Source organism: uncultured Eudoraea sp. (assembly GCF_947260015.1).
In the GTDB taxonomy this organism is placed as follows: Bacteria; Bacteroidota; Bacteroidia; order Flavobacteriales; family Flavobacteriaceae; genus Eudoraea.
Map to the genome: position 1 here is coordinate 1 of NZ_CAMYOM010000019.1, position 11850 is coordinate 11850.

Consider the following 11850-nt stretch of genomic DNA (forward strand, 5'->3'; position numbering starts at 1 on the left):
AAATCAATATGGAAGGTGGCTTCTGGTATACTGTTCTAGAAAGTACTGGGCAGCCTGCCATAATGCAATAGACAAGTTCTTTGTTGAGGTTATTTGGGACAATGAAAAGGATGAGATAACAGGTAAAGGAGTGTTCAAAGAAGGAGAGAGTCTGAATAAGTATAGCAATAGTCCTAAGGAGATTTAGGATTTATTTCTAATACTCAAAAATCTTGCTAGCTGCACCCAATTCAAGGTCTCCTCATTTTTGCTAAATAACCTTCAATAATACTTCATGTTTAATAATTTATTGAATCTTTTGGGAATCAAGTATTTTCTTTTTTTGTTTTTCAAATTCTTCTACCGTTATTACTCCTTCCTTTTGTAAATTTCCTAATTCCCTCAATTCATCTAGATAATTGGCTTTATGTTCTTTGCTTTTGAAATTTTCTACAATATACTTGATAAGACGCCAGAAGAGGTATCCAACCACAAAAAGAACTATCATTGGTAAAAATTGCACTATGCCTTCCATATTTCAAGATTTTAATTTGACTTTTAATCCTTGCTTTTGAAACTTTCAACAATATACTTGATCAAACGCCAGAAGAGGTATCCGAACATAATGATTACTATAATCTGAAATGGACCAATCGCCAAAGGACTAATCAATAAAATTAAATTGAACATTATTCTGAGAATTTTGAAGTGCAAGTTAAAAAATATATTCAGACCATTGTAGTCGCTATTAATGAGGCTATTTTTTATCCAGACTGAATTTTAAATGCTTTTCCTGCATTATAAATGCGTTGTAAATAATTAATTTAGGATAATAGCGCTCTACGAATACAAGATGCAATCATAAGATAAGCAATACGACACTGTATTTGCAAAGGCAAGTTTTTAGATATTTATTTGGATGGCAATACTAAGTATGTCCTTTATGCGATAGATATGTTCTTAAGGAGATTTGAATATCATCTTCAACCAACCATATATCAATTATCCCCTCTTTAACCCTAACCATTTAAGAAACCATTTTAATACTACTTATGTTCCATATTTAGCTTTTCCGGATAATAAAGATATCTGATACCTAATGATTATGGACATTGATATGATTATGGTCATTGACTTGTTCTCCTATATGCCTTACTTTAGTTGTAAGTATTTTCTTGATTATTAATTTAAATAAATAAACTCATGAGAACTATTTTATTAATTGCCATTTTAGCAGGTTTTCTTTTAAGCTGTAACGAAGATCCACTGTTAGACCCTTTGGAAGAGGCGGTGCTGGTGCAATCCGAGCAGAATTTAGCGGCTTCTAAAGCTTCTAAAGCTGTAACCAGGCCCTTAAAGATACGATCAGAAGGGACTTTCACCATTGAAGGAGAGGAATGTGCTCCTTTGGCCCAGGGTAATGTCGAGGGGATAGGTAATGCCACCCATCTAGGCAAATTTTCACTTTCAATCATTTGGTGTACCAATTTTGAAGAAATTAATACCCTTAACGGGACTCTGGTAGCCGCAAACGGAGACGAGCTATATTTCTATTCAGTCGGATCTGGCGTGGATTATACCGACTACATTTTTGATGGAGGTACAGGCAGGTTTGAATTTGCTACCGGAGATTTAAGACTGTATAGCATAGTTACTTTTACAGGACCCAATACAGGAGTCCATACCAATAATGGTGAAGGTACGTTAACGTACTAACGGTCTTTTGCCTTTTCTAAGGACATATAGGTCCATGCCCATTTTCCAAAGGACTTACTCCTTGGATAACTGACCGTTGCGAAACGGCGATTTAGACGTTTTTTCCTTTTGCAGGAGTATTAGATCATTTTGTGGAAGTTCGGTGAATTAGTTCAGAATCACAGTAAAACAACTCAATGGTTATCTGCCCTTTCCATGGCAGGCCAAAGGCGTGCGTTCTTTTCCTGGTAAAGCTCCATATCCTTAAAAATGGTGCTTAGCAATTTAATGGCCTGGAGAATATAGGGCCCTTTGTTAAGCATAACACAGTCTGTGCGTTGCGCCATAGCGGCATCGGTCATTTCGGCCCGGGAAGGAAAAGCCAAAAATCGCAGGGTTGAATTTGTAAGGCTCCATTAATGTACCCCCGCCCCTGACTTGTGGGCGGGTCGGTAAGATATTTTAACCAGCCAATGGCGACAAATCTATTGGGTTTGGTTGTAATACACTCGGCATTGGATTGATTTTGGTACCGATAGCTTCTCCTTCGTAATACCATGGAGAAGGAGCTATCGGGATGGAATTTTAATTTTTTGCTCCCTTGGTCCAGGAGCAAAGCGATCTAATCATGTCTTGTTGATTTGTTTCCATCGAAATTGGTATTCTTTTAAATAGATTTCCTTGGTCTCAGGATTTAAGAAGGAGCGTTGAATCAATGATTCTGCAAGATTTTGCTTTGCACGGAATGGATTTAATAGCTTCTCCATCCGTTGTTCCTTGATACCCAATCTTTTACCGAATTCTTGAAAGTCCTGTAGCCCTACACGACCATTTGTCTTTGCTTCGTCTGATTCGAAACCATCTTTGAACAGCCCTTCATTCAAGGCAAAATCAGTATCATTCACATGAATTCTTGTGTTGATCAGATCATAGGCAGGGCTAAGTGTATAGTCCCCATTGGCGGTTTCCAATAACGAAAAATTTTTCAAGTGAGCATCGCCATTAGAAACCAAATAATTGAACACTACCAGTTGAAAGTATTTTTCCAATTCAACGATAAAGGCCGGTACATATTGCCGTATCAATTCTCCTACTTCTTCATAGCTGTAGTTATATTTAAAGTCCGCACCATCATTTTCAGAAGTTTTTCCGGCCAATGAAGCGAAATCCTCTACCCCTGGTTTCGATCCGTCTTCTTTTACATCAAAACGTTTCGTAATATAGGCGGGGTCCCCATTGCTAAAAAAGATTAAGGCATTTTCAGCCGTGTTAATACCATAAACTTGTCGGGCCATCTGCATGGTCAAATGTTCATTTGCGGGTATTTGATTAACCTTTTTCAAATCCCCTGGAATTGGTTTTAGAATATAGGTTCCTTGCTCCCCCTCTCTTGTCAACCGCAATTTGTTTTTCTCAAGTACCAGGGATAGTTTTTCCTGAACTCCCGAAATGGATATTCGTTTGCGGTTTTCCAGGAATTTCTCAGCAACCTCCTCGCTTTCTTCAGGTGGGTCATAAGGCAGCACATGACTTACCTTTTTTCCATCAAAAACACGATTCAAACAATTCCGGCTATAGGTTTCAAAACCATTGGCCAGCGTCCCCGGACAATATTTTATTTGAGGAAGGCTCATTCTTTGTCTTTCAAAATTGGTTTTACAGTTATGGCACCTATGGTATCATGAGTTGCTGTGGCCATCAGCAATCCGAAATTGTCCCTTTCATCTATTTTTAGTTGACGACATTGGAGTTTTTTATTAACCCCTTCGGACAGCATATTAAAAAAGAATGGGAATAAATAAGCAGAATGATGCTTCTTTTGTGTTTTTGGGATCGTTAGACTTATGGCCGGCCCGGTTTCATCTGCAAACCAATTGTCATCATAGATAAAATCGTAATTGGAAGTCGAATGTTCTATCAGCTTTCCGGCAAGTTCTCCATTTCGATATACTTCCGCAATTCTCATCTATCACAATTTAGGTTTTCTTACTGCTATACTGAATTCCATGCCCAAAACTTCCAATATTTTATTCAATGTGTTTAAGGTTGGATTTGTCTCGCCGTTCTCAAGAGCTTTCAATGTCCTCAACCCCACATTAGAGAGTTCAGCCAAATCTCTTTGGGTTATATTTAGCACTTCTCTTCGCCTTTTTAAAAGGTTTCCTAGTTTTTCAAGGTGCATTATACTGCGCTTTTTAATGTAAATATAGTGGTTTTGCATATAAAAACATTAATAAATGCTATATATTGCACTTTTAAGTTGTAGTAATTGCTTTTTTGAGATAAATAAATCAGAAAGTGCAATATTATGCACTTTTCTCTGATTTATTTGAGCTTTTTGTTTTGCATCTGAAGGTACTGATTTGAATACGCTGTAAAATTCGGTGAATTAGTTCAGAATAACAGTGAAACAACTCAATGGTTATCTGCCCTTTCCATAGCTGGCCAAAGGCGTGCATTTTTTTCCTGGTATAGCTCCATATCCTTAAAGATGGTGCTCAGCAATCTAATGGCCTGGAGAATATAGGGCCCTTTGTTAAGCATAACACAATCTGTGCGTTGCGCCATAGCGGCATCGGTCATTTCGGCCCGGGAAGGGATCCCCTGTTTTGAGAGATTTTCCAGGACCTGCGTTGCCCAGATTTCAGGAATATGTGCCGCCCTGCACAGTGAAAGAATTTCCCTTTGAACCCTGCCAATATTATCCCATCCGCACTCTATCGCCAGATCTCCCCTTGCAATCATGACCCCTACAGGGTAGGTCTTCATGGCCTCCAAAAGAATTTTAGACAGATTATTAAATCCACTTTGTGTCTCAATCTTAAGGATGATCCCGAATCCTTTTGGAGGACTTAATTTTTGCAACTCAGCCATGAGATCTTTTACATCCTGCTTTCGGTTTACAAATGATACGTTTACGATATCCGCGTTTTGAACCACAAATGCGAGATCTTTTTTGTCTTTGGCAGTTAAACCGCTGAACTCCAGTTTGCTGCCGGGAAAATTTATTCCCTTGTCTGCCCTTAGTTTATTTCCTACTTTCCGGGTTTGGACAATTTCTATGAGCAATTCGTCCGGGCTTTGTTGGCGAATAATACCTTCTATCTTGCCATCATCAAAAAAGATAGATTCGCCTTCCCCTACCTGCTCAAATACTTCCGCTGAGGTACAGGAAATTTGTGCCGGGCTTATTAAATTGCCTTCCTTATCCCTAAGTGCAGGCTTCCCGGGAACAACATCCTTATGCAATAGTAAAAAATCTCCGGTGTGCAGCCTTATGTATGGTTCCACCCTGGGGATTTCCCCTACCACGATTGGAGGAGAAGAATACTCTGAATTGGTATATAATTTCATGCCCGTTTCCAGAAAAGTGGTTTTACCACATTGGGCAACACAGCCATTTTTTGTCGTTTTTGTAATTGTAAATTCCCTTTTCTTGTTTCGGGTATCCTTAAAGAACAAGCTGTCTCCTGCTTTGAGCTTTTCCAAACTTGTTAATGCCACAGGCAAATGCGACAGCTCGGCCTTGGGATGAGGAACCGGGCCCATCCAGAGCTCACAATCTTTAATAACATTGCCCCTCACGTCCTTTGTGGGTCGGAATTTTATAACTTTTGGACCGGCTGTCAATGCCCCTGTCCGCACTTTCGGGCCTCCCAAATCCATTGAGATCTTACATTTTTTTTTCAATTTTTCAGAAGCTGCCCTAATGTGTCCGATCATCAGGCTCCATTCCTTTTCACTGTCATGTGCACAATTTATACGCGCACAATTCATTCCGCTGGCAATCATATCATGGGCCAACTGATAATCATAGGCAACTGCTGTAGGTAAGGTAACCATTATACGGGTGCGTCTTCCCTTAGAACGGTATCCCAATAGCGCTTTTGCATTAGATTTACCCATCCGGTTACTTTTCTTGAAAGTTAAATCGGCCTTGTGCTTTTTAATGGGTTCATTGTTCAGAAAGCCCTCCAGGATGGCCTTACTGGCCAACAAACTTGCCATAACATGGCTTTCTGGTTTGTCGAGCCGGGAAAGCCCCAGATTCGCAAGTTTTTTCTGGATTGGCCTTATATCTTCTTTGCGAAGCGCACGGTAATGGATAAGATTACGGGCACTTTTAAAAAATTTAGGATGGACCTCGGAAAGTTCGGTGGAAGCTTTGGCCTCGAAATGCTCCAATCGTGCTACGATTGCTGAAATCTCACTAATAAGCCATTGTATTTTTTCTTCTTTTTTGCCAATTTCTGTCATTGCATCTTCCTTTAACAGCCGGGAGCAGGAATAAAAACAAACAAGGAAGTACTACTTCTACCCCTTTATCTCCTGGCAGAGCTCTACCAAAACGCCATTGCTGCTTTTAGGATGGAGAAATGCCACCAGCTTGTTGTCGGCACCCTTTTTGGGGGTTTCATTCAAAACTATAAAGCCTTCCCCCTTCAGGCGCTCAATTTCTTTTACTATATCATCTACTTCGAAAGCGATATGGTGTATCCCCTCCCCTTTTCTTTCTATATACTTTGCTATAGGACTGTCTTCCCTGGTAGCTTCCAACAACTCTATCTTATTGGGGCCCATCTTAAAAAAAGAGGTTTTTACTCCTTCTGAGGCTACTTCCTCTACTTTGTATTGCTCCGTGCCAAAAAGTTTTTCAAACACCAGCTTAGATCCTTCAATATCCTTAACTGCAATGCCAATATGCTCTATTTTATTCATTGATTACCAACTTGTTTGCGATTGTTTTTTAGTAACCTCTAAAGTACGTATTTTTGCCCTATGGAAACACAGCGACAGAAAAAAATTGCCGGGGTAATTCAAAAAGATCTGGCTGATATCTTGCAGCGCGCAGCAACCGACGGCGGCTTGCATGGTACCCTTATTTCTGTCTCCAAAGTTTACGTGACTACAGACCTCTCTATTGCCAAGGTCTATGTAAGTATCTTCCCTACAAAAAAGGCAGATGAACTTCTGGAAGGGATAAAATCTAACCAGCCACTTATTAAGCACCAATTGGCCCAACTAACCAGACATCAGCTCAGACGTATGCCGGAACTCTCTTTCTTTCTGGATGATTCCCTGGACTATATAGAGAACATTGATAAATCTCTGAAAGGGGATGAAAACCCCATTACAAATCCGGATCTTTTGCCAAAAAGAAAAAAATCCTAGTGATTGTTTGGAGTTTTGTTGTTGGAGTTTTTATAGATTACTTTTGATAGATTATTAGGCCAAATTTTTAAGGATAGCAGGGCTATGGTTTAAAATTTTAACGACCTAGTACGCAAAAGGAATCACAAAAAAGCATTGAATTAAATTTCAAATAATCACTTAACTTGAATTTTCCCTTCTATATAGCAAAAAGATACCTTCGCTCCAGGAGCAGTCAGAATGCGGTTAACATCATAAATTTTATCACCTTCCTGGTGATCGTCATAGGGTCTGCGGCTCTTTTTATTGTATTATCGGGCTTTTCCGGACTTAAAACCTTTAGCATTTCCTTTAGCAACATCTTTGATCCCGACTTAAAAGCGACCGCGCAAAACGGGAAATTTTTTACTCTTGGCCCTGAAGAGGAACAAAAGCTATTGGAGATAGCCGGGGTGGTTTCCTATTCAAAGGAATTGGAAGAGCAGGTATATCTTACGCATAAACAAAAAAGTTGTGTGGCTTACATAAAAGGAGTGGATACTGCCTATAGGATAGCTACACAAGTTGATAGCACCATTTACTGGGGGAATTGGGCCCTGAAGAACCAGCAGACCGTTGTGGGCCTGGGGATTGCCAGTTTGCTTGGCCTAACCATAAACGATTATCAGGATCCGTTACGGATACTGGCACCTAAACCGGGAAAAGGATCGCTCACTCAACAGGACCTGCGTGCAAAACCCTATAACGATATGCCGGTAGTGGTAAGCGGTGTTTACGCCATTGAAGAAAACCTGGATAAAAAATACGTCTTTACACAACTGGCCCTGGCCCAGGTAATCCTCGAAAAAGACAATACCCAAATCTCCGGGATTAATTTTAGTCTTGACCCCCTGGCTGATGTTGCCGATGTCCGAAACCAGATCACGTCCGTACTTGGCGACAAAATACTGCTAAAAAACAGGCGGCAGCTCAACACTGCGCTGTATCGCATGCTAAATACAGAAAACCTGGCCACCTATTTAATTTTTACCCTGGTTTTAATCATTGCCTTATTTAATGTAGTGGGAGCAATTATCATGATGATTCTGGACAAGCAGCAGAATTCCAAAACCCTCTACAATCTTGGAGCTACGATCAGAGAATTGCGGCGTATCTATTTTGTCCAGGGAGTACTGGTAACCAGCTTTGGTGGAATTATAGGCTTGTTTCTCGCTTCCCTGCTTATTTGGTCGCAGTTGGCTTTTGGGTGGTTAAAAATAACACCCTCTTTGGCTTATCCGGTGGAATACAAACTAATGAATGTGTTGGTAGTTCTGGCAACTATTGTGGTATTAGGCATTATTGCCTCTAAAATTGCCAGCAGCAGGGTTACCAAAAAACTACTTGCCTGATTATACAAACTGATAGTTTCCAAATTTCTCCTGCACCTCATCAAAGGCGGCAAAAACATCCGGTGCCTCATCACTGGTCACCATTTTCATCCGGTATTCCTTAAAGTTGGGTATTCCTTTAAAATAATTGGTGTAATGCCTGCGGGTTTCAAAAACACCCAGCTTCTCCCCTTTCCAGTCAATTGCCATCTGCAAATGCCTTCTGGCGGCCTCTACCCGTTCTTCCATGGTAGGAGGTGCAAGCTGTGACCCTGTTTTCAGGTAGTGTTTTACTTCCTTAAAAAACCAGGGGTAGCCAATACTTGCACGGCCAATCATGGCGCCGTCCAGTCCGTATTCATCACGCATTAGCCTGGCTGCTTCCGGCGTATCAATATCCCCATTACCAAAAACGGGAATATGCATTCTCGGATTGTTTTTTACCTCAGCAATAGGCCTCCAGTCTGCACTGCCTTTATACATCTGTGCCCGGGTTCTCCCGTGAATAGAAATAGCCTTACAGCCCACATCCTGAAGCCGTTCTGCCACCTCAACAATTTTTATGGATTTGTCATCCCAACCCAATCTGGTTTTAACGGTAACAGGCAAGTGGGTATGTTTAACCATAGCCTCGGTAAGAGAGACCATTAAATCAATATCTTTTAAAATACCTGCACCCGCGCCTTTACTTACTACTTTTTTTACAGGACAGCCAAAGTTTATATCGATAATATCCGGTTTGGATTTCTCTACGATCTCTACGGAACGCAACATGGAATCCAGGTTTGCGCCAAAAATTTGAATCCCCACGGGCCGCTCTTTTTCATAAATATCGAGCTTCATAACGCTTTTGGCTGCATCGCGTATAAGGCCTTCGGAAGAAATAAACTCGGTATACACCAAATCTGCCCCCTGCTCCTTGCAAAGTGCACGAAAAGGAGGGTCACTCACATCCTCCATGGGAGCGAGTAATAGGGGAAATTCCGGCAGAACTATGTCACCAATTTTTGGCATCTGGTATCTTTTAGCGCGACAAAATTAAAAATAAAGAAGGAACTAAAGGGTATTTATTCGTTATCAAGTCGTTGTAACTCGCTTTTCTTTATGTTGCGATCCGTTTTACTAAGTCGGTAATTCCCCAGATTATAGATAAAGCCCAACCTTATAAACTGTGTTTCCGTGTTCTCTTTAAAAGAATTATCCTGATTGGCGTAGCGCGTAACAAACAGTGAATTGGCCCTGTTTAAGAGGTCTTCGGTTAAAAGGGAAATCACCGCCCTGTTGTCCCATAAAGACTTACGCAATCCAACATTCAGCACGATGCGCTCAGAGACCTCATAGGAACCAAACAAAAACCCGCTTAAATAGGTCAAAGAAACTTCCCCGGTAAAACTCCTGTCCTTAGAGAGTGTAAAAGAGTTATTCAGATACCCGTAATAACCGGTCACCTTGTTGGTATACGTATCAATAGCACTTTCCACGGCCAAAAAGGTCTCGTCTTCATAAAAAAGGGAGTTGTAAAAATACAGGACCCAAAATGGGGTGACAGAAGTAGAAATTGTAAAATCCAGTCCATAAGAGGTGCTCGATTGCACATTCTGTTTGATCTGTCTTAAGGTCTGATTTTGATTGTCCTGAAAACTTAATCTACTTATATATCGTCCATTATCTCTGTAGTACAAGTCTATGAAATAGGTGTCCTTGATGGATAGATTTAAATTAAAATTATGGCTGAAATTAGGGACTAAGTTCGGGTTCCCTTCAAAGAAATTATTTTCGTTGAGAAAATACCGGAATGGGTTCAGGTCTGAATATTTAGGGCGGGTAAGCTTCCTGCTATAATCAAAGGTAAGGCTGTGATCTGCGCCAAATTTCCGGGTAAGGAAAAGGGACGGGAAAAGTTCAAAGTAGTTCTGTGTGTTGATCTGCAACAAAGTTTCTGAATTCGATTCTATGTTGGTTTGTTCCGCCCTCAGGCCAAGTTTAAGAGACCATTTCTCCCAATCCTGAGAAAGACTGGCATAGCCGGCGAAAACCCCTTCCCGGTATTTAAAATTATCCGACAAGGCAATATCAAAAGGGGGTTGATTGTCATTTACATCAAAATAATCAATCCCACTATTCGTATTAATCCAAGAGCCTTTGAGTCCGGTCTCAAAACTGCCGGATTTTATTGGCGTATAAAAATCTACCTGCCCCGTAAAAATATTGATGTCCTGAAGGGCGTCTGTAGAAAAAGTAAAATTTCGTATAAAGGCCCCGGAGGGATCAAAATAATCGCTGGATCCTTGTTGCAACCGTGATAATTCATAGTAAGTATAGTGTGCATTGGCCTTTATTGTTGCTCCCTCTTTCTTCAGCTTACGATCATAATTGAGATCAAAGGAAAGGTTTGTTAAGTCATCTTCAACAGCGCTATTGGTTTGCATTGTGGAATCGAGCACTCCTGAGCCGTTCCGCATTTCGGTATCCAGCCTATTTACAAATCGTTTATTTGGGGAAAAGCTAAGGTTGGATGTGAAATTTAACAGATCGCGCTCGCTCGGTTTGTAATCCAGGATCAAATTCACCTGCTGGTCCTGAGAACGTGTAGTTTGATCTAATAACGTATTCCAGGCGGCAAATACATCCCCTTGATCATTAATAAAATTAATATGGCTATCTGCTTTTTTAATCTCTTTTCTTGGATTGATTACATAATTTGCAAAAATTCCAACTTTGTCATTTTTGAAATAATGACTGGTACCAAAGCTGTATTTAGGATAGAAGGCCTGTGTATATTGTCCTCTAAGGTTTCCCTTATAGCCTGGTACTACATTTTCTTTGGTGCGGATATTGACAATGGACGCATCTGTAGCTTCATAACTGGCAGGAGGATTCGGGATCACTTCTACTGAGGAAATAATATCTCCTGAAAGCCCCTTTAAAAATTCCTGGATTTCGGTTTCGGATAGTTGCACTTTACGATCATTGAGATAAACTGTCGCCGGTCGCCCTCTAATTTCCAAAGCGTCCTGTACAATAATGACCCCGGGGGCATTACGGAGAACATCCCAGCTGCTTCCTTCACCAACTACCGTATTTTCAACATTAAAAATAATCCGGTCCGCCTTTCGTTCTATAGTCGGTTTCTGGCCGGTTACAACCACCTCATTCAACCATTCGCTATCGGGCTCCAATACAAGAGCGCCAATTTTTATATTTCGTTTTATTTCCAGTGGAACCAATGTAGATTTATATCCGAAGTATCTTGCCTGCAAATAGTATACGTCTTCCGGAATCCCTTTTAAGTTAAAGCGCCCCGAGTCATCTGCGGAAATTCCATTTACCTGGGTATTATCCAATGCTTTCAGGAGTATTACGTTTGCAAATGGAATTGGTTTCCCCTCTGTATCCCTTACAGATCCGGTTACCTCAAAGGTCTGACCGGCCATGGCTAAGGGTAATATTCCTAAGAAGAATAGTACGGGGAATCTCACAGATTGGTAGGTTTAGTCGGTAAAGCTATTAAATAATTTACTTTATTTACAAAAAAAAGGAAGCTATTACATCTGGCTGTCTTTTTGGTTTGCCCCGGACCATTGCGCGCAATTCTTTACACCTTTTACCGGATATGGCTGGTTGCCCAAACAGCGGGGCCTTTTAATTGGTACAA

12 protein-coding genes and 1 pseudogene are annotated in these 11850 nt (G+C 40.7%); 4 read left to right on the forward strand and 9 right to left on the reverse strand.

The genetic code is table 11. The annotated features are described in order from the left end of the window. Positions 1-187: pseudogene (locus tag Q0X66_RS09485) on the forward strand (hypothetical protein); the annotation flags it as partial. 99 nt (positions 188-286) lie between these two features. Here Q0X66_RS09485 and Q0X66_RS09490 read toward each other — a convergent pair. Further along, positions 287-514, reverse strand: coding sequence for an SHOCT domain-containing protein (locus Q0X66_RS09490; protein ID WP_297705697.1), 228 nt, complete (start codon positions 512-514; stop codon positions 287-289). A 668-nt stretch (positions 515-1182) separates the two neighbouring features. On the opposite strand from Q0X66_RS09490, the gene Q0X66_RS09495 reads away from it, so the two are divergent. Beyond that, on the forward strand, positions 1183-1695 hold the full coding sequence (locus Q0X66_RS09495; protein WP_297705699.1) for a hypothetical protein: 513 nt from the start codon (positions 1183-1185) through the stop codon (positions 1693-1695). A 173-nt stretch (positions 1696-1868) separates the two neighbouring features. On the opposite strand, the gene Q0X66_RS09500 is transcribed toward Q0X66_RS09495, so the two are convergent. From Q0X66_RS09500 to mce, 6 genes are all read right to left on the reverse strand, one after another. Continuing rightward, positions 1869-2060, reverse strand: a complete 192-nt coding sequence (locus tag Q0X66_RS09500; protein ID WP_297705701.1) for a hypothetical protein — start codon at positions 2058-2060, stop codon at positions 1869-1871. Between the two features lie 240 nt (positions 2061-2300). Further along, entirely contained in the window at positions 2301-3308 is a 1008-nt protein-coding gene (locus Q0X66_RS09505) for a type II toxin-antitoxin system HipA family toxin (RefSeq protein ID WP_297705703.1), read from the reverse strand. Beyond that, the gene (locus Q0X66_RS09510) at positions 3305-3640 is read right to left on the reverse strand and encodes a HipA N-terminal domain-containing protein (RefSeq protein WP_297705705.1); all 336 of its coding nucleotides are present in this window, start codon (positions 3638-3640) and stop codon (positions 3305-3307) included. Before Q0X66_RS09510 ends, Q0X66_RS09505 begins: the two co-directional genes overlap by 4 nt. A gap of 3 nt (positions 3641-3643) precedes the next feature. After that, a complete protein-coding gene (locus Q0X66_RS09515) occupies positions 3644-3895 on the reverse strand; it encodes a helix-turn-helix domain-containing protein (RefSeq protein ID WP_297705706.1) in 252 nt (83 codons plus the stop codon). 194 nt (positions 3896-4089) lie between these two features. Then, positions 4090-5931 carry a pyruvate kinase gene (locus tag Q0X66_RS09520; protein ID WP_297705708.1) on the reverse strand — a complete coding sequence of 614 codons (1842 nt, stop codon included), beginning with the start codon at positions 5929-5931 and terminating at the stop codon, positions 4090-4092. A 57-nt stretch (positions 5932-5988) separates the two neighbouring features. Beyond that, positions 5989-6393, reverse strand: coding sequence for a methylmalonyl-CoA epimerase (mce, locus tag Q0X66_RS09525; RefSeq protein ID WP_297705710.1), 405 nt, complete (start codon positions 6391-6393; stop codon positions 5989-5991). Positions 6394-6453: 60 nt separating this feature from the next. Between mce and rbfA the strand changes: the two genes are divergently transcribed. Both rbfA and Q0X66_RS09535 read left to right on the forward strand, forming a co-directional pair. Then, positions 6454-6846 (forward strand): 30S ribosome-binding factor RbfA, encoded by a 393-nt coding sequence (gene rbfA, locus Q0X66_RS09530; RefSeq protein WP_297705711.1) that lies wholly within the window; start codon positions 6454-6456, stop codon positions 6844-6846. A gap of 164 nt (positions 6847-7010) precedes the next feature. Continuing rightward, the gene (locus Q0X66_RS09535; protein WP_297705713.1) at positions 7011-8216 is read left to right on the forward strand and encodes an FtsX-like permease family protein; all 1206 of its coding nucleotides are present in this window, start codon (positions 7011-7013) and stop codon (positions 8214-8216) included. On the opposite strand, the gene dusB is transcribed toward Q0X66_RS09535, so the two are convergent. Both dusB and Q0X66_RS09545 read right to left on the reverse strand, forming a co-directional pair. Then, positions 8217-9209, reverse strand: a complete 993-nt coding sequence (gene dusB / locus Q0X66_RS09540) for a tRNA dihydrouridine synthase DusB (RefSeq protein WP_297705715.1) — start codon at positions 9207-9209, stop codon at positions 8217-8219. Between the two features lie 53 nt (positions 9210-9262). Then, positions 9263-11674 (reverse strand): outer membrane beta-barrel family protein, encoded by a 2412-nt coding sequence (locus Q0X66_RS09545; RefSeq protein ID WP_297705716.1) that lies wholly within the window; start codon positions 11672-11674, stop codon positions 9263-9265. Positions 11675-11850: the final 176 nt, after the last annotated feature.

Excerpts from the sequence above, each read along its gene's own strand:
- Q0X66_RS09490 (WP_297705697.1), bottom strand. The coding sequence starts at position 514 with ATGGAAGGCATAGTGCAATTTTTACCAATGATAGTTCTTTTTGTGGTT.
- Q0X66_RS09495 (WP_297705699.1), top strand. The coding sequence starts at position 1,183 with ATGAGAACTATTTTATTAATTGCCATTTTAGCAGGTTTTCTTTTAAGC.
- Q0X66_RS09505 (WP_297705703.1), bottom strand. The coding sequence starts at position 3,308 with ATGAGCCTTCCTCAAATAAAATATTGTCCGGGGACGCTGGCCAATGGT.
- Q0X66_RS09510 (WP_297705705.1), bottom strand. The coding sequence starts at position 3,640 with ATGAGAATTGCGGAAGTATATCGAAATGGAGAACTTGCCGGAAAGCTG.
- Q0X66_RS09515 (WP_297705706.1), bottom strand. The coding sequence starts at position 3,895 with ATGCAAAACCACTATATTTACATTAAAAAGCGCAGTATAATGCACCTT.
- Q0X66_RS09520 (WP_297705708.1), bottom strand. The coding sequence starts at position 5,931 with ATGACAGAAATTGGCAAAAAAGAAGAAAAAATACAATGGCTTATTAGT.
- mce (WP_297705710.1), bottom strand. The coding sequence starts at position 6,393 with ATGAATAAAATAGAGCATATTGGCATTGCAGTTAAGGATATTGAAGGA.
- rbfA (WP_297705711.1), top strand. The coding sequence starts at position 6,454 with ATGGAAACACAGCGACAGAAAAAAATTGCCGGGGTAATTCAAAAAGAT.
- dusB (WP_297705715.1), bottom strand. The coding sequence starts at position 9,209 with ATGCCAAAAATTGGTGACATAGTTCTGCCGGAATTTCCCCTATTACTC.